General features: G+C 64.9%; 22 protein-coding genes. 10 read left to right on the top strand and 12 right to left on the bottom strand.

The annotated features are described in order from the left end of the window. Nucleotides 1-129 precede the first annotated feature (129 nt). Nucleotides 130-1,275 carry an ABC transporter substrate-binding protein gene (locus H8A92_RS31630; RefSeq protein WP_229199348.1) on the bottom strand — a complete coding sequence of 382 codons (1,146 nt, stop codon included), beginning with the start codon at nt 1,273-1,275 and terminating at the stop codon, nt 130-132. A gap of 290 nt (nt 1,276-1,565) precedes the next feature. Between H8A92_RS31630 and H8A92_RS31625 the strand changes: the two genes are divergently transcribed. Further along, nucleotides 1,566-2,561 (top strand): GntR family transcriptional regulator, encoded by a 996-nt coding sequence (locus H8A92_RS31625; protein ID WP_229199347.1) that lies wholly within the window; start codon nt 1,566-1,568, stop codon nt 2,559-2,561. 25 nt (nt 2,562-2,586) lie between these two features. Here the strand turns inward: H8A92_RS31625 and hpaR are convergent, their stop codons facing one another. After that, nucleotides 2,587-3,114 (bottom strand): homoprotocatechuate degradation operon regulator HpaR, encoded by a 528-nt coding sequence (gene hpaR / locus H8A92_RS31620; RefSeq protein ID WP_229199346.1) that lies wholly within the window; start codon nt 3,112-3,114, stop codon nt 2,587-2,589. Nucleotides 3,115-3,326: 212 nt separating this feature from the next. Between hpaR and hpaH the strand changes: the two genes are divergently transcribed. From hpaH to H8A92_RS31590, 6 genes are all read left to right on the top strand, one after another. Further along, nucleotides 3,327-4,133: a 2-oxo-hept-4-ene-1,7-dioate hydratase gene (gene hpaH / locus H8A92_RS31615; RefSeq protein ID WP_229199345.1), complete on the top strand. Its 807-nt coding sequence runs from the start codon at nt 3,327-3,329 to the stop codon at nt 4,131-4,133. Between the two features lie 21 nt (nt 4,134-4,154). Continuing rightward, entirely contained in the window at nt 4,155-4,553 is a 399-nt protein-coding gene (locus H8A92_RS31610; RefSeq protein ID WP_229199344.1) for a 5-carboxymethyl-2-hydroxymuconate Delta-isomerase, read from the top strand. Beyond that, a complete protein-coding gene (gene hpaE, locus H8A92_RS31605) occupies nt 4,546-6,090 on the top strand; it encodes a 5-carboxymethyl-2-hydroxymuconate semialdehyde dehydrogenase (RefSeq protein ID WP_229199343.1) in 1,545 nt (514 codons plus the stop codon). The genes H8A92_RS31610 and hpaE overlap by 8 nt, the downstream gene beginning before the upstream one ends. A 68-nt stretch (nt 6,091-6,158) precedes the next feature. Next, a complete protein-coding gene (gene hpaD / locus H8A92_RS31600; RefSeq protein ID WP_229199342.1) occupies nt 6,159-7,142 on the top strand; it encodes a 3,4-dihydroxyphenylacetate 2,3-dioxygenase in 984 nt (327 codons plus the stop codon). A gap of 166 nt (nt 7,143-7,308) precedes the next feature. Beyond that, on the top strand, nt 7,309-8,211 hold the full coding sequence (locus H8A92_RS31595) for a fumarylacetoacetate hydrolase family protein (protein ID WP_229199341.1): 903 nt from the start codon (nt 7,309-7,311) through the stop codon (nt 8,209-8,211). Further along, the gene (locus tag H8A92_RS31590; protein WP_229199340.1) at nt 8,208-9,836 is read left to right on the top strand and encodes a thiamine pyrophosphate-dependent enzyme; all 1,629 of its coding nucleotides are present in this window, start codon (nt 8,208-8,210) and stop codon (nt 9,834-9,836) included. The genes H8A92_RS31595 and H8A92_RS31590 overlap by 4 nt, the downstream gene beginning before the upstream one ends. Here H8A92_RS31590 and H8A92_RS31585 read toward each other — a convergent pair. The 10 genes from H8A92_RS31585 to H8A92_RS31540 form a co-directional block, all read right to left on the bottom strand. Then, a complete protein-coding gene (locus H8A92_RS31585) occupies nt 9,833-11,047 on the bottom strand; it encodes an MFS transporter (protein ID WP_229199339.1) in 1,215 nt (404 codons plus the stop codon). The genes H8A92_RS31590 and H8A92_RS31585 overlap by 4 nt on opposite strands. Nucleotides 11,048-11,088: 41 nt before the next feature. Further along, nucleotides 11,089-11,742 carry a DNA oxidative demethylase AlkB gene (alkB, locus tag H8A92_RS31580; protein ID WP_229199338.1) on the bottom strand — a complete coding sequence of 218 codons (654 nt, stop codon included), beginning with the start codon at nt 11,740-11,742 and terminating at the stop codon, nt 11,089-11,091. Between the two features lie 13 nt (nt 11,743-11,755). Continuing rightward, the gene (locus H8A92_RS31575) at nt 11,756-12,499 is read right to left on the bottom strand and encodes a 2OG-Fe(II) oxygenase (protein ID WP_229199337.1); all 744 of its coding nucleotides are present in this window, start codon (nt 12,497-12,499) and stop codon (nt 11,756-11,758) included. A gap of 248 nt (nt 12,500-12,747) precedes the next feature. Next, the gene (locus H8A92_RS31570) at nt 12,748-13,434 is read right to left on the bottom strand and encodes a DUF2848 domain-containing protein (protein ID WP_229199336.1); all 687 of its coding nucleotides are present in this window, start codon (nt 13,432-13,434) and stop codon (nt 12,748-12,750) included. Then, the gene (locus tag H8A92_RS31565) at nt 13,427-14,776 is read right to left on the bottom strand and encodes an amidase (protein WP_229199335.1); all 1,350 of its coding nucleotides are present in this window, start codon (nt 14,774-14,776) and stop codon (nt 13,427-13,429) included. The genes H8A92_RS31570 and H8A92_RS31565 overlap by 8 nt, the downstream gene beginning before the upstream one ends. Nucleotides 14,777-14,881: 105 nt before the next feature. After that, on the bottom strand, nt 14,882-15,601 hold the full coding sequence (locus H8A92_RS31560; RefSeq protein ID WP_229199334.1) for an ABC transporter ATP-binding protein: 720 nt from the start codon (nt 15,599-15,601) through the stop codon (nt 14,882-14,884). Continuing rightward, entirely contained in the window at nt 15,591-16,319 is a 729-nt protein-coding gene (locus H8A92_RS31555) for an ABC transporter ATP-binding protein (RefSeq protein WP_229199333.1), read from the bottom strand. Before H8A92_RS31555 ends, H8A92_RS31560 begins: the two co-directional genes overlap by 11 nt. Next, nucleotides 16,309-17,229: a branched-chain amino acid ABC transporter permease gene (locus H8A92_RS31550; RefSeq protein ID WP_229199332.1), complete on the bottom strand. Its 921-nt coding sequence runs from the start codon at nt 17,227-17,229 to the stop codon at nt 16,309-16,311. The genes H8A92_RS31555 and H8A92_RS31550 overlap by 11 nt, the downstream gene beginning before the upstream one ends. After that, complete coding sequence (locus tag H8A92_RS31545; protein ID WP_229199331.1) at nt 17,222-18,145, bottom strand: branched-chain amino acid ABC transporter permease; 924 nt, start codon at nt 18,143-18,145, stop codon at nt 17,222-17,224. Before H8A92_RS31545 ends, H8A92_RS31550 begins: the two co-directional genes overlap by 8 nt. A gap of 45 nt (nt 18,146-18,190) precedes the next feature. Further along, nucleotides 18,191-19,438 carry an amino acid ABC transporter substrate-binding protein gene (locus H8A92_RS31540; protein ID WP_163153227.1) on the bottom strand — a complete coding sequence of 416 codons (1,248 nt, stop codon included), beginning with the start codon at nt 19,436-19,438 and terminating at the stop codon, nt 18,191-18,193. Nucleotides 19,439-19,659: 221 nt separating this feature from the next. On the opposite strand from H8A92_RS31540, the gene H8A92_RS31535 reads away from it, so the two are divergent. The 3 genes from H8A92_RS31535 to H8A92_RS31525 all read left to right on the top strand — a co-directional run. Continuing rightward, nucleotides 19,660-20,073: a Zn-ribbon domain-containing OB-fold protein gene (locus H8A92_RS31535; RefSeq protein ID WP_229199330.1), complete on the top strand. Its 414-nt coding sequence runs from the start codon at nt 19,660-19,662 to the stop codon at nt 20,071-20,073. Nucleotides 20,074-20,077: 4 nt separating this feature from the next. Continuing rightward, a complete protein-coding gene (locus tag H8A92_RS31530) occupies nt 20,078-21,217 on the top strand; it encodes a thiolase C-terminal domain-containing protein (RefSeq protein WP_163153226.1) in 1,140 nt (379 codons plus the stop codon). Nucleotides 21,218-21,325: 108 nt separating this feature from the next. Continuing rightward, the coding region (locus H8A92_RS31525) for an SDR family NAD(P)-dependent oxidoreductase (RefSeq protein ID WP_229199349.1) at nt 21,326-21,454 on the top strand (129 nt) is incomplete at its 3' end.

Here is a 21,454-nt window from a genome sequence, read left to right as displayed (position 1 = left end):
CCGCCCGCGCGCCTTACCCCTCTCCCTAACCCTCCCCCGCAAGGGGGGAGGGAACCCATCCGTTCGTACCTCCCTGACTCACGTTCAGCGCACGAGGCCGACACGCGGACCTGTGACCGCACTTCCTGATCAATCGTTGAAGTCGATGTGCTTGTCGTAGACGATCTTGCCCTTGTCATTCTTCACGACATTGTAGCCGTGCAGACCGTCGCCGTTCTTGTCGAAATTATATTCGCCTTCGGCGCCGGCGAACTTCTGCGTCGCCAGGATGGCCTCGCGGATCTTGGTCGGATCGGTCGAGCCGGCCTTGTTGATCGCCGCCGACAGGATGGTGATCGCGTCATAGGGCCAGGCGCTCTGGTTATCGGGCGCGGTCTTGTAGGCATCGCGATAAGCCTTGCCGAACGACTTCGCGACATCGCTCGAATCTTCGGCGAAATCGGCGACGCCGTAGGTACCGAACAGCGCGGGACCGGCGAGCTTGGTCGAGGAAACCGCCACGACCGAGGGCGAGCCGACCCACGGAATGTTGACGCCGAGCTGGCGCAGCTGCCGGGCAAAGATGCCGAGGTCGTTCTCGAAAGTGAAGTAGGTGCCGAGCACATCGGCGCCGGATTGCTTCACGGCCAGCACCACCGGGGTGAAGTCCTGGCTCTGGTTGGCGTAGCCCTGGTCGAGCACCGGCGGCGCGCCGAGCTTGGTCAGCGCTTCGGTGAGTGCCTTGCCACCCGCGGTACCGAAGGCATCGGTGGAATGCACGATCGCCCACTTCTTCTTGCCGAGCGTGTTGACGCCGAAGTCGGCGATCACGCGGCCGGAATAGTTGTCGTTCGGGCGGAAGCGGAACAGCCAGGGATTGCCGGAATGGGTGAGATCGGGATTGGTGCCGCCGATCATGACCGGCTTGCCGACCTTGATCACGTCGGGCGCCATCGCCTGCACCTGGGTCGAGCGGATCGAGCCGAGGAAGGCGACGATGTCGGATTGCGCGGCGAGCTTGGAGAACGCCAGCACGATGCCCGGATTGGTGGTCTGATCGTCCTCGATCACGAGCTCGACCTGCTTGCCGAGCACGCCGCCGGCCTTGTTGACCGCAGCCAGCGCCAGCTTGGCGCCGTTCTGGGCCCAAAGCCCCTGCTCCGCTGCCGGTCCGGTCACCGGCACGCACATGCCGATCTTGATGGTCGCGCCCTGCGCCCATGCGCTGCGCATCAGCGCGGGAGCAGCGAGACCTGCCGCCAAGCCGGCGGAAAACTCACGCCTCGTCAGTTTCATTCCATCCTCCCTGTCATGCGCCGAACTTGCATGTCGGCTGCGTTGCGACGAGCTGACGCGTCGATCTGTTGCCCACTCCGCAGCCGTCAATCGGCGCGACGAACAAACGTGAGCGCCACTGCAGCGCACAAGACGCGCAACGGCGGCCATCGATCTGGCGTTTGGCGTAGCTAAACATGATTGCACATTGCACGCAATAGTCAAAAGTTCGCTGGCAACGGTGCGTAAATGCCTGCTACCAGCGACCGTGGCGGGATCACGTGATAGTGTGACCGACGGGCAGCCCATTCATGTCGATTCCAAGAACGAAATCGCAGACCAGACGGAAACAGCCGGCCTACGCGCTGATCAAGAGCGCATTGGCAAAGCATATCCGGGCTGGCGACGTTCCGCCGGGCACGGTTCTCTCCGAATCGGCGATCGCGACCTTGTTCGGCTCCAGCCGCTCGCCGGTACGGCAAGCCTTCGAACAGCTCGAGCTCATCGGCCTGGTGCGCCGGTTCGACGGCCGCGGCGTCATCGCCGGCAAGCGCAAGGTCGAACCGCGGCGCGTCCCGATCACGCCGGAGATGTTTGGGCTGACCGACGGCCCGGTCGAGGCGGTGCGCAGCGACGCCTGGGACGCTCTCTATTACAAGCTCGAACGCGAGATCATTTACCGGTCGCTGTTCGGGCGCTTCCGTGTCAGCGAGCTGGCTCTGGCGCGACACTTTCGGGTCGGACGCACGGTTGCGCGCAATCTGCTGCTACGCGCGCAGGCGATCGGAATCCTGGAGAAAGGCGCCAAGGCGCACTGGTATGTGGTGCCACTGGACGAGGATCGCCTCCGCGACATTTTCGAGGTGCGCGCAACGCTCGAGCCGCTGCTGCTGAAATCCGCTGCGGCGAAGATTCCTGCCGAACTGCTGGACAGCATGGCGGAGCGGCTGCGCGAGGGAATCCAATTTCGCAGCCGCGTCGGCGTCGGCGAGCTCGATGAGATCGAGGGCGACCTCCATATCCGCTGCCTGGGTTACGGCATCAATCGCGAGATGCTCGAAGCGCTCAAGCGCACCCACTGCGCCTTCGTGATCGGCAAGCACATTCAGGTGGCCCTCACTGCGCCGCAGATCGATTCCTTCATGGACGAACATCTGGTGATCATCGAAGCCCTGCGAGCGCGCGACGGCGATGCGGCCGCCGCGATCTTGCGCCGCCATATCGAATGGTCGCATTCGAAGGTCGCCGGCTGGATCGCCGAATTCCGCGCCATCAACGTGATTTCGCGCGTGCCCTACATGGCCTGAACGGCACTGCCGCGCGTCAACGCGGCTAGTCTTCGGCCTCGACTTCGGCTTCAGCGGCCGAGCCCATTCCGGCAAGACTGGCTTCCAGCGCCCCCAGCATCTCCTGCAGCTCGGCAAGCTTGCGCGCGCCGTAGCGCTTGGTGATGGCGGCGTAGATCACCTCCGACGTCGGCGCCACCGCCTCGATCAGCTTCAGCCCCTTGGCGGAGATCGAAACCACCGCACGCCGCGCATCGTTCTCTGCCGCTCTCCGCTCGATCAACGCGCGGGCCTCGAGATCGCGCAGGATTCGCGACAGGCTCGGACCAAGCAGGAACGCCACGCGGGCGAGCTCGGTGACCTCGATCTCGTCGACCGCAGTCAGCGCACGCAAAATCCGCCACTGCTGCTCGGTCAGCCCGTGATTGCGCAACGACGGGCGGAATTGCCGCATCACCGCCTCGCGCGCGCGGAGCAGCGACATCGGCAGCGAGCGCGAGAACTCGCGCATCGGGGTCCGTCGCGCCGACGCGTCGTCCTCCGGCCGTATCTCGTCCAATTTCTTGCGCGCCATGACCTAATCCCGATCGTGATGACGTCTGTTTGAGACGTCGTCACGATTTATCTCTCTGTTTGAGCATGATCCTGATCGGAAAACCGGTACCCACTTTTCCGGATCATGCAACATGGCCGCAAACTTTTGCACCGCAACATGCCTTGATTCAGTTTGCGGGAATTCACTTAACATGTTAATCATCTCCCGACATCCACTTTTGTGTAGCACGCATGGCCCTCTCCAAGGACGATATCCGCGCTGCCGCCGAGCGGCTCGACAGTGCGGAAAAGACCCGCAAGCAAATCCGCCAGCTCTCGTTGGAATACCCCCGCATTACCCTCGAAGACGCCTACGCGATTCAGAAGGCTTGGGTCGAGATGAAGGTGGCGCAGGGGCGCGTCGTCAAGGGCCACAAGATCGGCCTGACCTCGAAGGCGATGCAGAGTGCGCTTAATATCGACGAGCCCGATTCCGGCGTTCTGCTCGACGACATGTTCTTTACCGATGGCGGCCTGGTGCCGACCGATCGTTTCATCGCAACCCGCGTCGAGGCCGAGCTCGCCTTCGTGATGAAGCATCGTCTCGCCGGACCGAACTGCACGCTGTTCGATGTGCTCAACGCCACCGACTTCGTGGTCCCGGCGCTGGAAATCCTCGATACGCGTGTCGAACGCGTCGATCCCGAGACCAAGGCGACGCGCAAGATCTTCGACACCATCGCCGACAACGCCGCCAATGCCGGCATCGTGCTCGGCGGCCGGCCGATCCGCCCACTGGAGGCCGATCTGCGCTGGATCGGCGCGCTGTGCTTTAGAAATGGCCAACTCGAGGAAACCGGTCTCGCCGCCGGCGTGTTGAATCATCCGGCGACCGCAGTGGCGTGGCTTGCCAACAAGATCGCGCCGAACGGGCTGGCGCTGGAGGCCGGACAAATCGTGCTGGCAGGCTCCTTCATCCGTCCGATCGAGACCCGCAAGGGCGACACCATCCAGGCCGATTACGGACCTTACGGTTCCGTGAGCTGCTACTTCGCCTGACGCACTCAGCAGGAGCGCTGCATGCCGCATTTCACGCTTGAATATTCAGCCAATCTCGACGGTCTCGTCGATATGGGCGCGACCGTCGAGGTGGTCCGCAAGGCCGCGGTCGAGACCGGCATCTTCCCGCTCGGCGGCATTCGGGTCCGCGCCATCAGGTGCGAGCACTACGCGATCGCCGACGGCCGCAAGAACTACGGCTTCCTCGACATGGTGCTGCGGCTCGGCGAAGGCCGCGACCTTGCCGCCCGCAAGAAAGCCGGCGAGCACATCTTCAAGGCGCTATCGGCCCATCTCGATCCGGTATTCGCCAACAGCAAGTTCGCTTTGTCGTTCGACATGCAGATCAACGACAAGGAAACCAGCTGGAAACGCAACAATATCCACGACGCACTGAAGGTGGAGACGGTCAATGGATAAAGCGACAGCGAAATCATCAGCCGACGTATTCCAGGCCAATCGCGATCGCGCCGGGCCCCTGCTCGCCAAGTTGAAAGCAGAAGGCATCGGCAACGTGATCGACGGCAAGGTCGTGCCGGCGGCCTCCGGCCAGACCTTCGAGACGAAATCGCCGATCGACGGTACGGTGCTTTCGACCGTGGCGCGCGGCAATGCCGAGGATATCGACCGCGCGGCAACCGCTGCGGCCAAGGCCTTCAAGGGCTGGCGTGACATGCCGGCAGCCCAGCGCCGCAAAGTGCTGCATCGCGTCGCCGATGCAATCGAGGAGCGCGCCGACGACATCGCCGTACTCGAATGCATCGACACCGGCCAGGCGCACCGCTTCATGGCAAAGGCCGCGATCCGGGCCGCGGAGAATTTCCGCTTCTTCGCCGACAAATGCGGTGAAGCCCGTGACGGCCTCAACACACCCTCGGACGAGCATTGGAACATCTCGACCCGGGTGCCGATCGGCCCGGTCGGCGTGATCACGCCGTGGAACACGCCGTTCATGCTCTCGACCTGGAAGATCGCGCCGGCGCTCGCGGCCGGCTGCACGGTGGTGCACAAGCCGGCGGAATGGTCGCCGGTGACCGCCGATATGCTGGTCAAGCTCGCCAAGCAGGCCGGGCTTCCGGACGGCGTGCTGAACACCGTGCACGGTTTCGGCGAAGAGGCCGGCAAGGCGCTGACCGAACACGCCGCCATCAAGGCGATCGGCTTCGTCGGCGAGAGCTCCACAGGATCTGCGATCATGGCGCAGGGCGCGCCGACCCTGAAGCGGGTGCATTTCGAGCTCGGCGGCAAGAACCCGGTGATCGTGTTCGACGATGCCGATCTCGACCGCGCGCTCGATGCCGTCGTGTTCATGATCTACTCGCTCAATGGCGAGCGCTGCACGTCGTCGAGCCGGCTGCTGGTTCAAGCGAGCGTTGCCGGCAGGTTCATCGAGAAGCTGACCGCGCGCGTGAAGGCGCTGAAGGTCGGCCACCCCCTCGATCCCGCAACCGAGATCGGGCCGCTGATCCACGAGCGGCATCTCGCCAAGGTCTGCAGCTATTTCGACGTCGCAAAGAAGGACGGCGCCACGATCGCGGTCGGCGGCAAGCCGCATGACGGTCCCGGCGGCGGCCACTATGTGCAGCCGACACTGGTGACGGGTGCGAACGCTAACATGCGCGTCGCGCAGGAAGAGGTGTTCGGCCCGTTCCTGACCGTGATCCCGTTCAAGGACGAGACTGACGCCATCGAGATCGCCAATGGCGTGCAGTACGGCCTGACCGGCTATGTCTGGACCGGCGACATGGGCCGCGCGCTGCGCGTCGCAGATGCGCTGGAAGCCGGCATGATCTGGCTGAACTCGGAAAACGTCCGCCACTTGCCGACCCCGTTCGGCGGCATGAAGTCGTCAGGCATCGGCCGCGACGGCGGCGACTACTCGTTCGAATTCTACATGGAAACCAAGCATGTCTCGCTCGCGCGCGGGACGCACAAGATTCAGAAACTGGGAATTTAGCCAGGACTGTCATTGCGGGGCGACGCTTAGCGGCGAGCCCGGAATGACGAAAGATAGAGGAAACACCAATGCCCGTTCCGACGCACGTTTTCGATCCGCCGTTCAACATCATCCGCTGCAGCCACGCCGTGCTCGACGTCACGGACCTCGACAAGAGCGCCGCCTTCTACGAGAAGACGGTCGGCCTTCACATCGAGGACCGCGACGACAAGTCGGTCTATCTGCGCGCCAGCGAGGAGCACCAGCATCACTCGGTGGTGCTGCGCAAGGCGGCAAAAGCCGCCTGCAACCGGCTCGGCTTCAAGGTCGGCAACGACGGCGACCTCGACAAGGCGGCCGCTTTCTGCTCCGAGAACGGCATCGCCTACGCCTTCGTCGACCAGCCGTTCCAGGGCCGCACGCTGCAATTCACCGATCCGTTCGGTTTCCAGATCGAGCTCTACGCCACGATGGAGAAGCGCCCGCATCTGCTGCGCCGCTACGATCTCTACAAGGGTTGTCATCCGCAGCGGCTGGATCATTTCAACGTGTTCGCCGCCGAGGTGCAGGACACCGTCGACTTCTACGCCCGGCTCGGCTTCCGCCTCACCGAATATGCCGAGGAGGACGGCGACAACGGCCGCATCGCCGCCGCCTGGATGCACCGCAAAGGCAATGTCCACGACTTCGCGATCACCAACGGCCGTGGCCCGCGCCTGCACCACATCGCCTATTGGGTGCCGACCGCAATGAACATCGTGCATCTCTGCGACGTGATGGCCTCGTCCGGTTTCCTCAAGAACATCGAGCGCGGCCCGGGCCGGCACGGCATCTCCAACGCCTTCTTCCTCTACATCCGCGATCCCGACGGCCACCGCATCGAACTCTACACCAGCGACTATTTCACTGGGGATCACGACCATGAGCCGCTGCGCTGGTCGCTGCGCGATCCGCGCCGGCAGACGCTGTGGGGCGCGCCGGCGCCGCGCTCCTGGTTCGAGGAAGGCTCGACTTTTGCCGGCCAGGCCGTGCGCGAGCCCCGCTTCGTCGCCGACGTGCTGGTTGCGGATTAGCGCACGTCTCCATCCACTCGTCGTCCCTGCGAAAGCAGGGACCCATAACCCCAGGACCGCGTTGCGGCCAAGATCGTCGCCCCGCGTGCCATAATGTGAAGCCTGTGGTTATGGGTCCCGGCTCGCGCTTCGCTCGGCCGGGACGACATCAAGAATTGGATTGCTTATGACAGCCCCTCGCCTCGCCACCTATTCCCTCAACGGCGCCACCAGCTATGGCGCCGTCACCGACACCGGGATCGTCGACCTCTCGTCGCGCTTCGCCAAGGATTATCCGACCTTGCGCGAGGCGATCGCCGCCGGCGCACTGACCAGGCTCGTGGAGGATGCCGCCAAGCTCGCCCCCGACCACGCGCTCGACGCGGTCACCTGGCAGCCGCCGATTCCGGCGCCGGACAAGATCATCTGCATCGGCGTCAACTATCCGGACCGCAATGCCGAGTACAAGGACGGCACGGACGCGCCGAAATACCCGAGCATGTTCCTGCGGGTCCCGCGCTCCTTCATCGGCCACAACACGCCGGTGGTGCGGCCGCGCGTCTCGCCGCAGCTCGACTACGAGGGCGAGCTGGTGCTCGTGATCGGCAAGGCCGGCCGGCATATCCCGGAGAGCGCCGCGCTCGATCACATCGCCGCGATCACGCTCTGCAATGAAGGCACCGTCCGCGACTGGGTGCGCCACGCAAAATTCAACGTCACTCAGGGCAAGAATTTCGATTCCACCGGCAGTCTCGGCCCGTGGATCGTGCCCTACACCAGCGAAGCGCAGATCGCCGATATCCGCCTGACCACACGGGTCAACGGCGAAGTCAGGCAGGACGACCGCACGTCGCGCTTGATCTTCGGCTTCCGCTACCTCATCAACTACATCTCGACCTTCACGACACTGGTTCCCGGCGACATCATCGTCACCGGGACGCCGACCGGAGCAGGTGCGCGGTTCGATCCGCCGCGCTATCTGAAGCCCGGCGATATCGTCGAGGTCGAGGCCGAAGGCGTCGGCATCTTGCGTAACGGCGTCGTCGACGAGGCCATCCAACCCTGCCAAGCAAAGTGGACAGTGCCATGACCTCAACATCCGGCGGCGAAGCGATCGTCAACGGTCTCGTCGCCCACGGCGTCGACACCGTATTCGGCCTGCCCGGCGCGCAGATCTATGGCCTGTTCGATGCCTTCCACCAGGCACAGCTCAAGGTGATCGGCGCCCGGCATGAGCAGGCCTGCGGCTACATGGCGTTCGGCTATGCCCGCTCCTCGGGCAAGCCCGGCGTATTCAGCGTGGTGCCCGGCCCCGGCGTGCTCAACGCCTCGGCGGCGCTGCTGACCGCATTCGGCTGCAACGAGCCGGTGCTGTGCCTGACCGGCCAGGTGCCGACGCAATTCCTTGGCAAGGGCCGCGGCCATCTGCACGAGATGCCGGACCAGCTCGCGACGCTGCGCACCTTCGTGAAATGGGCGGACCGGATCGAATACCCCGACAACGCGCCCGCGATGGTGTCGCGCGCCTTCCAGGAGATGCTGTCGGGCCGGCGCGGTCCCGCATCGCTGGAGATGCCGTGGGACGTCTTCACCCAGCGCACCCTGGTTGCCCCCGTCAAGCCATTCGATCCGTTGCCGGCGCCGCAGCCTGATCCGGATCGCATCAAGGCGGCCGCCGATCTGATCGCCGGCAGCAAGGCGCCGATGATCTTCGTCGGCAGCGGCGCCATCGAGGCGCGCGAGGAGATTCTCGAACTCGCCGAGACGATCGACGCACCCGTGGTCGCATTCCGCAGCGGCCGCGGCATCGTCTCCAACGCGCATGAGCTCGGGCTCACCATGGCATCCGCCTACAAGCTCTGGCCAAAGACCGATTTGATGATCGGCATCGGCACCCGCATGGAGCTGCCGACGATGTCGCGCTGGCCCTATCAACCGGCCGGCCTCAAATGCGTACGGATCGACATCGATCCGGTCGAGCTGCGCCGCTGGCCGGCCGATGCTGCCGTGATCGCCGACGCCAAGGCCGGCACCGCCGACCTCGTCGCCGCGGTCCGGAAAGCGGGCTACAGCAAGACCTCGGGCCGCCGCACCACGATCCGCGAGGCGACTGCGGCCACTGAGCAGGAGATTCAACGTATCCAGCCGCAGATGGCCTATCTGAAGATCCTGCGCGAAGTGCTGCCGGCGAACGCGATCGTCACCGACGAGCTGTCGCAGGTCGGCTTCGCCTCCTGGTACGGTTTTCCGATCTACGAGCCGCGCACCTTCGTCACCTCGGGCTATCAGGGCACGCTCGGCTCGGGCTTCCCGACCGCGCTCGGCGCCAAGGTCGCAAATCCGAACAAGCCGGTGGTCGCGATCACAGGCGATGGCGGCTTCATGTTCGGCGTACAGGAGCTCGCAACCGCGGTGCAGTTCAAGATCGGCGTGGTGACCTTGGTCTTCAACAACAACGCCTATGGCAATGTCCGCCGCGACCAGCGCGAGCGCTTCGACGGCCGCGTCGTCGCCTCCGACCTGGTGAATCCGGATTTCGTCAAGCTCGCGGAATCCTTCGGCGTCGGTGCCGCGCGCGTCACCTCACCCGATCACTTCCGCCCCGTGCTGGAGAAGGCGCTGGCCGACGGCGGGCCCTATGTGATCTCGGTGGAAGTGCCGACCGATTCCGAAGTCTCGCCCTGGGCTTTCATTCATCCGGCAAGAAATAACTAGGCGCTCTTCACACCGCGTTGCAGCCGCGACGCGGCGATCACGAGCAGGCCGGCGCCGGCGACCGACCAGCAGGCGACCGGCGCCCATTGCACCAGCGGCGCATAATCCGGCAGCTTCTGCAGGCCGCCGGCAACCGCCGCCATCCGCGCAAAGGTCGCAAGCGCCAGCGCCGAGAACACCAGCCCCGTGACCTTGCCTTCGGCGCCGGTCTCCCCGATCGCGAGCGCCGCCGACACCGCGCTCATCAGCATGCAGCCCCAGGCGGCTCCCGCCATGAACTGCGCCACGATCAGGCCATTGAGGCTGCCGGCGATCTCCGCGGCAACGATGGCAAAAGCACCGAGCAGTCCTGCCGCACCCATCACGATCAAGCCGCCACGATGCTTGACGACGATGCTTGCCGGAAACATCGCGATGTTGAAACCGATCCAGAACACCGGCATCAACCATTGCAGATCGTTCGGTTTGACGAAGCGCAGATAGAACGGCGCGCTGTTGATATTGAAGTGCAGTTGATAGCCGAGCGAGAGCAGCACCATCGAGCCGATCATGAACATCGACACCGCGCCGAGCCGCCTTGCGGGCTCGGCAAGCCGTGCCGGTTGCGCCTCCTCGGCGACGCGGCGCTCGATCCCTGAGAACGCCAGCGCCGTCAGCAGCAGCACCGCACCCGACAGCACGAACGGCAGCCGCGCATCCTGGTTGCGCAGCACGACGGCGAGGTAGGGCGAGAGCGCGCCGGCGATGCCGTAGCCCAGCATCGCCAATGCCGCGAGGAACGGCACCGATGGCTGCGCGCGATACTTGCCGAGCAGCGTCAACGGCGGCGCGCGCAGTGCCGACGAGGTGATGGCCCAGATCACGATCAGTGCAATCAACCAGACCCTTGCGCCCGGCCCGGTGCCGGCCACGTAGGGCAGCGCGGTGAAGGCGACGCAGGAGATCGCTGCAAGGATGCCGACGAATAGGCCGAGACGGCCGACCAGGATCGAGATCCTGTCGGCGGCCATGCCCATCGCGGTATCGGTGATGGTGAAAATGGCCTGATCCATCATCAGGATCAGGATCACGGTGGAAGGCGCGATGCCGACCTCGGCACACAGCTTGGGCAGATAGATCAGGTAGGTGGTCCAGCCCAGCGTGAACACGAGTTGCAGCACGGCGAGATAAACGCCGGTGCGGTTGACGGCACGGTCGGCCTTGGCGCCCATGCGCCAAGTTTAGACCACCGGCACAGTTTGCGGGAGGGGCGTCAGCGCACCTTGCGGAAGGTCAGATTGATGCGTTGGCGGCCAAGCAGGCTATGCTCGCCGTCGGCGAGCGGCGCCACGCCGTGATAAAACAGCCGTGACGGGCCGCCCCACACCGCAACATCGCCATGTTCGAGCCGGTAGCGGCGCGGCGTATCGTTGCGCTTCAGCCCGCCGAACAGGAAGACCGCCGGCAGCCCGAGCGAGATCGAGACGATCGGCGCACCGTAATCGAGCTCGTCCTTGTCCTGATGCAGCGACAGTTTTGCGCCGGGGACATAGCGATTGATCAGGCAGGCTTCCGGCGCGAAGCCGCTGAAGCCGGCTTCATCCGCGGCGTCGGTTGCGAGCCTGCGCAGCACCTCCGGCATCACCGGCCAGGGCTGTCCACTATCAGGATCGATCGGATCATAGCGATAGCCGTCGGGATCGGAGACCCAGCCGACGCTGCCGCAATTGGTCATCGCGACCGACATCCGATGCCCACCCGGCGTGATCAGATGCCGGAACGGCGCCTGCTTGACGATGACGCGCAAGGCCGGGATCAGCTCCGCCTCGAACGGCCGAACGAAGCCGCGCAACAGCACCGCGCCATCCGCGATCGTCTCGCGCGGCGGCCTTGCATCGCCAATTGTCTCGAACAGATCAGCGGCCACGCCTCTCTCGCACTCACTTCGCGTCGTGGAAGATCACACCAACGGTGTGGCGATGGCCGGAGCGAATCCGGCTGACGCCGTGGCGCAGATTGACACGATACGGCCCGCGCGTCCCCTGCGCCGGACGGTGATGCACGGCAAAGGCCACCGCATCGCCCTTGGTCAGCGGCACCACCTCGGGCCGCGACTGCATCCGCGGCCGCTGCTCGGTCAGCACGAATTCGCCGCCGGTGAAATCGCGCCCCGGCTGCGACAGCAGGATCGCGACCTGGATCGGAAACACGTGCTCGCCATAGAGATCCTGATGCAGGCAATTGTAGTCGCCCTCGCCATATTGCAGCAGCAGCGGCGTCGGCCGCGTCTGCCCGGCATCATGGCAGCGCTTCAGGAACGCCGCGTGCGAGGCCGGATAGCTGATCGCGATCCCCATCGTCTCGTTCCAGCGATTGGCCGTCGCGGTCAGCCGCGCATACAGCGCCGGCCGCAGCTCCGCGATCAGATCCGGCAGCGGATAGGAAAAGTATTTGTATTCGCCACGGCCAAAGCCGTGACGGCCCATCACGACCCTACTGCGGAACCGGCCGTCGTCGGGATACAGCGCGGCGATGGCGTCGGATTCCTCAGGCGTCAGCAGGCCGTTGAGGACGGTGCATCCCTGCCCGTCGAGGTCGGTCGTGATTTGATCCCAGTCGAGCGCGTCAACACGGGCGGGGATGCCGGTGGCGGGGTGGATGATGGTCTTGGCAGTTGCTGTCATGCAGCGGAATCTGGCCCATGATTGCGGCTCGCGCCACCCGATTTCCGGCGGGAATGTCCCGGAACGGAGCCCCATCTCCGGTGTCGTCCCTGCGAAAAGCAGGGACCCATAGCCACCATAGTTAGGTGTTCGTGCAGGCTGGGGCCACAGCGCGCCAACCACAAAATCCTGTGGTTATGGGTCCCTGCTTTCGCAGGGACGACGTGTGGAGAGGGTGCCGGTCGCCCCGGATGCGACGACGCGCGAAATCAGCCCCTGACCGGCAACGTGACCACGTCGTAACCGTGGCTGATCTTGCGTTTCAGCACGGGGTCTTCCAGCTCGAACTCGAAGCGGCTGGCCGGGCGGATGCCGCCCTTGGCGGCGAAGGTGCCGCCGAACATGGCGCAGCCGTCGGGCAATCCGCCTTTGTCGAAGCCGCGCGCGATCAGGTCCTTGACCGGCAGCATGTGATCGAGCGTGCCTTCCTGGTAGAGCACGCGCTGGCCTCCGATTGTGGCCCAGGAACGCAGGATGAGCTGGTCCCAGTGGCCGATGACATCCTCGAGCTCCCAGAGCTCGGAAGCCATCGGCTTGTCGCACATCTGCTTCGACACCGTGACGCTGTAGCTCTCGACCTTGCGGTCGGTGTGGTCGGAGCCGCAACCGACGAAGGTCCGGCCCTGCCAGCCGATCAGCACAAACTCGACCTCGCCACTCGAATCCTCGCCGCAGACCTCGATCGTATCGGCGAAGGTGAGCCGGCGCGCCGAGCAGCGATAGTAGATCGGCGTCGTCGCGGGCCGCGCGATGCCGAGCGCCTCGAGCTCGGCGATGTGCTTGTCGCGTGCCACCGGATCGCGGCCGGTCCAGCCGGCGATCACGGCCTGCTTGATTTCAAGCGTGAGCGGCGTCGCGACACCCTTGTCGTCGACATTGAAGGTGAGATCAAACACGGATGACGGTCTCCATTCCGGCGGCGAGCTCGAAGATGCGGCGATCCGAACCGCCCGCTGCGGCGAGCATCAGGCCGACCGGCGCCTCGCCCTCGCGATGCGCGGGCAGCGAAATGGCGCAGCCATCGAGCACGTTGATCAGCGACGGATTGCGCAGCGCGCGCAGATTCTCGGTGGCGAATGCCTTGTCGTCGGCAAGAGCGGCGATGGTCGGCGGCAGGTTCGCGGTGGTCGGCAGCACCAGCGCGTCGTAGGGCGCGATCCGCGCCTCGGTGCGGGCAATGAACGAGCGGCGCGCGTTGATGAGGTCGATATAGTCGGCCGCGAGAAAACCCTCGCCGCGCTGGATCCGCACGGCGACGCGGGGATCGTAGATGTCGCCCTTGCTGGCGAGCAGGAAGCGGTGCCAGGCATAGCTCTCGGCGGCGGAAAAGCCGCCCTTGGTGTTCATCACGCCGACGTCAAGCAGTTCAGGCAATTCGATCCGCTCGATCAGGGCGCCGGCGCGCGACAACGACGCGAGCGCGCGCTCGAAGGTCTTTGCCACGGCATCATCGAGATCATCGAGTGCGACCGTGGTCGGCACCGCGAGCCGCATGCCCTTAACCGGGCGCGGGGTCAGCGGCGTCACCGGCTCGTCGGCCAGCACCGCGTCGAGCACCGCGCAGCAGGCCACCGAATTGGCCAGCGGGCCGTAGCTGTCGAGCGTGAACGACAGCGGCACGCCGCCGTCGAGCGGAATCCGGCGCTGCGTCGGCTTGTAGCCGACGATGCCGTTGAAGGCGGCCGGGATCCGGCAGGAGCCGCCGGTGTCGGTGCCGAGCGCACCGAACGCCATGCCGTCGGCGATCGAGACTGCTGCACCCGAGGACGAGCCGCCGGGCACATGGCCGGCGCTCCGGTTCCAGGCGCTCTTCGGCGTGCCGTAGTGCGGATTGATGCCGATTCCGGAATAGGCGAACTCGGTCATGTTGGTGCGGCCGATCACGACGAAGCCGGCGCGCTTGAGCCGCGCCACAGCGGGCGCATCGGCATCCGCCGGCGCGGAATCGTCCAGCGCGCGTGAGCCCGCGCGGGTCACCTGCCCCTTGATGTCGAACAGGTCCTTGATCGAGACCGGAATGCCGGCAAAGGGCGACGGCGCGGCATTGGCCTTGCGCAGCCGGTCCATGGCATCGGCGGCTTCCAGCGCGGCGTCGCGATCGACATGGATGAAGGTGCGCTGGCCCTCGCCCGCCGGATCGGCAATCCTGGCGATGCACTGCTCGACGAGCTTGCGGGCGGAGGTCGCGCCGCTGGCGAGATCGGCGGCAAGGGAGGCGAGTGTCGGATTTTTGGGCATGGCTTTCACTTCACGGCTTGCTGGCTTGCAATTCATGGCTTGTAGCTGATTGTCGCGCGAACCGGGGCCGATTTCCAGTGCACCGGCCCCAGCCTCGCATCACTATCACTTCAGCCCGAAATAGGCGCGGTGCAGCTCTTCATTGCCGCTCATCTCGGCAACCGTGCCGGAGAACCGGATGCGCCCGCCTTCAAGCACGAAGACGCGGGTGGCAATCTCGAGGAAGCCGATATTCTGCTCGGCGATCAGAAGCGCCAATCCGCGGCCCTGCAGGCTCGACAGGGCGCGGAGCACCTCCTTGACGAACAGCGGCGACAGCCCGGCCGAGGGCTCGTCCATGACCAGCAGTTTCGGCTCGGCCGACAGCGCCTTGGCGATGCCGAGCATCTTGCGCTGGCCGCCGGACAGGCTGGAGGCCGGATCGCGGCGCTTGTCGCGCAGCACCGGGAACAGGCCGTACAATTCGTCGACCCGCGCGCCGGGATCGGCATGGCCCAGCGCCTGTGCGCCGACGCGGATGTTCTCCTCGATCGACAGGTCGGGAAACACTGCGAGCTCCGACATGTAGGTCATGCCGCGCTTCATACGGTCCGAAGACCGCATCCTGGTGATGTCCTCGCCGCCGAGCTTGATGTGGCCGCTGCGGGCTTCGATCAGGCCGACCAGCGACTTCAGGAACGTGGTCTTGCCGGCGCCATTGGCGCCGAGCAGCAGCACGGTCTCGCCGGGGCGGACGTCGAGATCGACGCCCCACAACACCTGCATGGTGCCGTAGCCGGCATCGACGCCGGTGGCGTCCAGAAGCGGCGCTGCATCAGTGGGCATGCTCGCCTCCCAAAAACACTTCGATCACCTGCGGTTCGCGCACCGCGGTCGCCAGCGTCCCCTCGAAGATCTCCTTGCCCGCATTGAGCACGATGACGCGGTCGGTGATCTGCTCGATGAAGCCCATCAGGTGCTCGACCACGATGATGGCCATGCCGGTGGCAGCCAGCGCCTTGATACGCCCGGCGATCCAGTCGAGCTCCGCCGGGTTGAGGCCGGCCGCGAGCTCGTCGAGCAGCAACAGCCGCGGCCGGGTGGCGAGCGCGCGGGTCAGATCGAGCATCTTCTGCTGCGCGCTGTTGAGATCGGCCGCGGGGCGGTCGGCGACCTCCTTCAGCCGATATTCCTCCAGCAGTTCGGCAATCGACGGCGCGCCGGTGGCGCCGCCATAGGCCAGCGCCACCTGGATGTTCTCGCGCACCGTGAGCGACAGGAACGGCTTCGGCACCTGGAAGGTGCGGTTGATGCCGCGGTGAACCAGCTTGTGCGAGGCGACGCCGCCGGAGGGCGCATCGTCGAACACCACTTCGCCGCCATCGGGCGCATAGAGACCGGAGATCACGTTGATCGCCGTGGTCTTGCCGGAGCCGTTCGGACCGACAAGGCCGAGGATCTCGCCGGGCACGACGTGGAAGCTCAGGCCGTCGAGCGCGTGGAAGCCGCCGAAGCGCTTGACCAGCTTGGAGACCTTGAGGATCGGGGCTTTCTCAGGGGACATGCCACCCCCTGCGCGTTGCCAGCGACACCAGTCCTGCAGGCAGGAACAGCACGAGGCCCATGATCAACAGGCCATAGATCAGCTGGAAATACTGCGGCGTCGTGAAGCCGATCAGATTGTAGATGCCGTAGAGGATCAGCACGCCGACGATCGGTCCGGTGATGGTGGCGACCCCGCCGAACAGCGCGAACACGATCGCGAAGATCGAGAACTCGCCGGAGAACACATTGTCGGGATAGAACACCGAGACGTACCAGGCGTAGATGCCGCCGGCGAGGCCCGCGACCAGCGCCGAGGCAAGCCAGGCGATCACCCGCATCTTGACGATGTTGACGCCGGCCATCGAGGCCGACACCGCATCCTCGCGCACGGCCTGCAGCGCAAGGCCGAATGGCGAATTCTTGAGATAGATGACCGCGCCGACGGTGAGCGCCATCACGACGACAGCCGCGTAGTACGCGTGGGTCGGATTGAACGTGCCGGTGAGCGACACGCCGTAAGGACCCTTGGTGATGCCCTCCAGCGCCGGGTTGGCGACGAAGTGCAGCACCGCGAGCGAAGCCGCCAGATTGGCGATCGCAAAATACGCCCCCGACAGCCTCAGCAGCGGCGTCAGTAACAGGCCGAGCGCAATCGCAACGAGGCCACCGACCAGCACCGCAAGCGGCGCCGGCGTCTGCAGATGCATCACCATGATGGCAAAGCCGTAGGCGCCAGCACCAAAGAAGCCGACATAGCCGAACGGCAGATAGCCGGTGAAGCCATAGATGATGTTCACGCCTTGCGCGAGGATCAGGAAGATCACGAAGTTGAACAGCAGCAGGTGGTTTTGATAGACGCCGGGCAGCAGTGCGAACACCACCACCAGCGGCGCCAGGATGAAGAGCAGGTGCTTCGAGGCGTTAAGCAACGCGCACCCGCCTTCCGAGCAGACCGCTCGGCCGCAACAACAGGATCACGATCAACAACACATAGGGCAAGAGGTCAGCCCAGGAACTGAGATAGGTCTGCACCAGCATGTAGCAGAGACCGTAGACGACGCCGCCGAGCGCGGTACCGAGCGGATTGCCGAGCGAGCCGAGCACGACGATCGCGAACGACGTCACGGTCGCATCGGCGCCGAACGCCGGCGTCACCGAGCCGAACATGAAGGGCGCGAACACGCCGGCGACCGCCGCGATTCCGAGCCCGATGCCGAACGCCGCCGCCGAGACGCGATCGACGTCGATGCCGGTCGCTAGCGCCTCGTCGCGGCGTGACATCACCGCACGGGTCAAGGTGCCGAGCCGGGTGTGGTAGAGATAGAGGTACACCAGCCCGATCGCGACGAGGCTGGTGATGGCCGCGATCACCCAGGGCGCAGGAAATCCCTGGCCGAAGATCTGGATCGGCCCTGCCCCGCCGGCCTTGCCGCCGAACCACTTGACCTTGATGGTCGTGAACACGGTGCCGAGCAGCCGGCTCTGGATCGAGCGCTCGCTGGTGCCCGCGAAGATCGTGGTGACGGCTTCGATCACCTGCGACAGGCCGAAGAACAGGATGATCGACAGCATTTCCGGATTGGCCGAGCCCTGCAGCCGCGGCACCAGCACCCAGTACAGCAGCACGCCCGCGAGCACGAAGACCACGAAAGCGAGTGGCACCGCGAACAGCGGATCGATGCCGGCGATGCCGACCACGCCGAGCGCGATGAAGGCGCCGAGCATCAGGATGTCACCATGCGCAAGATTGACTATGCGCATGACGCCGAACACGAGATTGAGACCGATGCCGACCAGGCTGAAATACAGCCCGAACATCACGCCGGCAACGAGCGCATAGGTCATGCTACCGCTCGCTGCCGAAGGTTACGCCTGTCGTAGTGAACCGCATCACGGCGCCGGATAGATCGGCTTGCCGGTGGCGGTCTCGTGCGGGTAGATCGAGACGAACTTGATGTGATCGTGCTCGTCGACCGTGAGCTGGCCGAGCGGCGTCAATTCACCGATCTGCCCGCCGGTCTCATCCAGCGCGAAGGTGCCGTCCAGCGTCTTGAGCTGGCCACTGAGTGAGAACACGGCGCGGCGCAGCTCCATTTGGTCGAGGCTGGTCGCAACCGACAGCGTCTTCTCGATCACCAGCGCCGTCGTGTAGCCCGCCACCGCGTTGAAACCGAACTCCATCTTGCCGTCATTGTACTTCTTCAGCCAGGCGGCGCGGAAATCCTTCATGTTCATCCCGAAATTGACGGGATAATCCAATTCCGACGGCGGCACATAGGTCCAGATGTGCTCCAGGCCCTTGGCGCCGACGTTCTTCTCGAGCAGCTCGGTCTCGAGGCCGGCATAGATCGCGAACAGCATCTTGAACTTGGTGCCGACGTCCTGGACATTGCGCAGGAAGGCAATGTCGTTCGGCGCGTAGCCGAAATGGATCACCGCGTCGGGATTGGCGTTGCTGATGTTGTTGATGATGACGTTGTAGTTCGTGGTCTCGGTCGGAACGCCCTGGTCATAGACGATCTCGATCGGCGCGCCGGACTCCTTGACGAACTTGCGGAACGCATTGGCCTGGGTGCCGGTGAACTCGTTGGTCGCGTAGAGGATCGCGATCTTCTTGATGCCGAGGCCCGGGCCATCATGGCTGATGAAGTCGGCGACCGGCTTCGGCCAGACCGTCGACACCGGATCGGCCATCAGCGCGATGTAGGGATTGTCCTTGGAGAAGAAGCTCGCGCCGGTGCCGGTCTGGTCGAACAGGAACATCTTGCGGTCGCGGGCGATCGCAACCGCGGGCGCGGTCAGCACCGATCCGGAATCGGCGACCAGCAGGTCGACCTTATCCTGGGTGACGAGCTGGTTATAAAGCGTCGAGGCGGTCGCGGTGTTGCTCTGGTCGTCATAGGAGACGAGCTTGATCGGGATCTTCTTGTCGAACGCCTTCACGAAGACGCCACCCTCGGCGTTCTTCTGCTCGACCCACAATTTCAGCGAGCTGTAGACCGGCATCGAGATCGAGGCATAACGCCCCGAGGACGCGTAGAGCGTGCCGATCTTGATCTCCGACGGTGCGTCGGCGGCCATCGCCTGCGTGGCAAATGCGAGGCTGGCAGCGAGTGCCGCGCCGATGATCCTCAGCATGATATCTTCCTCCCGGGCATCTTGGATGTAGCTTGGACGCGGCCCTTCTACGCGCCGGATCGGAGCGACACAAGCATCGCGGCCTTAGCAATTGTGCGAGGGGCGGAATATGCGGCATGCGCGAAACACAGGCCGCTGCGCGCGGCGTGGATGGACCGTTGACGGCCCTTGGTCCGATGGCGCATCAAGACTGTAACGATTTTCGGGAGGAAGTATCAGACATGGCCGAGCCCGCGCGCGCGAAACCAAAACCGACACCTGAGACCCAGCATTTCTGGGACGGCACCAAGGCCGGCGAGCTGCGCCTGCAGCGCTGCGACGCCTGCGCCAATGTCTACTTTCCGCCGCGGCCGTTCTGTCCCTCCTGCGCGTCGCGCAAGGTCTCGGTGTTCAGGGCCAGCGGCAAGGGCAAGCTCTACAGCTATGTCATCAACCACCGCCCCGCTGCGCCGGGCTTCACGCCGCCCTATGCGATCGCCGTGGTCGAACTCGACGAGGGTCCGCGCATGATGAGCAACATCATCGATTGTCCGCAGACGCCGGAAGCGCTCGAGCTCGACATGTCGCTCGAAGTCACCTTCGAGGCACTCGACGACAAGATCACCCTTCCCTTGTTCCGTCCGGCAAAGGGGTAAGGCGATGCGCAGGAACCAGGTTGCCGTCGTCGGTGCGGCCGAAACCACCGAACTCGGGGTCATCCCGAATATGTCGCAGATCCAGCTGCACGCGGACGCGGCGCTGAATGCGATCGCGGATGCCGGCCTGAAGCTGTCCGACATCGACGGCTTCGCCACCGCGGTCGAGACCCCGCAGCAGATGGCACACTATCTCGGCATCACGCCGACCTGGGTCGACGGCACCTCGGTCGGCGGCTGCTCGTTCATGCTGCATGTCCGGCACGCTGCCGCCGCGATCGAGGCAGGACTCTGCAAGACAGTGCTGATCACCCATGCCGAGAGCGGCAAGTCGATGATCGGCAAGCAGCCGCGCTTCACCGCACCCGACAGCCTCAACGGTCAGTTCGAAGCGCCGTTCGGCGTCTACGGACCGCCGAGCATGTTCCCGATTCCCGTGCTGCGTTTCATGAAGACCCACGGCATCACGCATGAACAGCTTGCGATGGTCGCCGTCGTGCAGCGCGAATGGGCGGCGAAGAACCCGCGCGCGACCATGAAGGACCCGATCACGGTCGCCGACGTCCTGAACTCGCGGATGATCGCCTATCCGTTCCGGTTGCTGCAATGCTGCCTCGTCACCGACGGCGGCGGCGCGCTGATCCTCACCTCGGCCGACCGCGCCAAGGACTTCCCGAACAAGCCGGTGTATATCCTCGGCACCGGCGAGAGCGTGGAAACGCCGATGGTCAGCCAGATGAAGACGTTCGATTCATCGCGCGCCTTCAAGGTGGCAGGCCCCCTGGCGTTCAAGGAAGCCGGCATCACCCACAAGGACGTCGATCATCTGATGATCTACGACGCCTTCGCGCATCTGCCGCTCTACGGCCTCGGCGACCTCGGCTTCATGCCCCATGAGGAAACCGGCAAGTTCATCGCCGACGGCAACACCCGCCCCGGTGGCAAGCTGCCGCTCAACACCAATGGCGGCGGCCTGAGCTACATGCACTCCGGCATGTACGGCATGTACGCGCTGCAGGAGAGCGTGCGGCAGATGCGCGGCATCGCGCCGGCGCAGGTGCCGAACGCCAAGATCTCGGTCTGCCACGGCGTCGGCGGCATGTTCGCCGCGTCAGGCACGATCATCTTTACGAACGAGAAGTAACAACCTCCGTCATTCCGGGATGGTCCGAAGGACCAGACCCGGAATCTCGAGATTCCGGGTTCGCACTTCGTGCGCCCCGGAATGACGGACAGACACAAGGAGAACCACATGGCAAAATCACTGCAGGATAAGGTCATCATCGTCACCGGCGCGGGCCGCGGCATCGGCCGCGAGATCGCGCTGCTCTGCGCTGCGGAAGGCGCCAAGGTCGTGGTCAACGATCCCGGCGGCGCGGCC

Source organism: Bradyrhizobium acaciae, from assembly GCF_020889785.1.
Lineage (GTDB): Bacteria > Pseudomonadota > Alphaproteobacteria > Rhizobiales > Xanthobacteraceae > Bradyrhizobium > Bradyrhizobium acaciae.
This window is presented reverse-complemented; position numbering and strand designations above follow the sequence as displayed.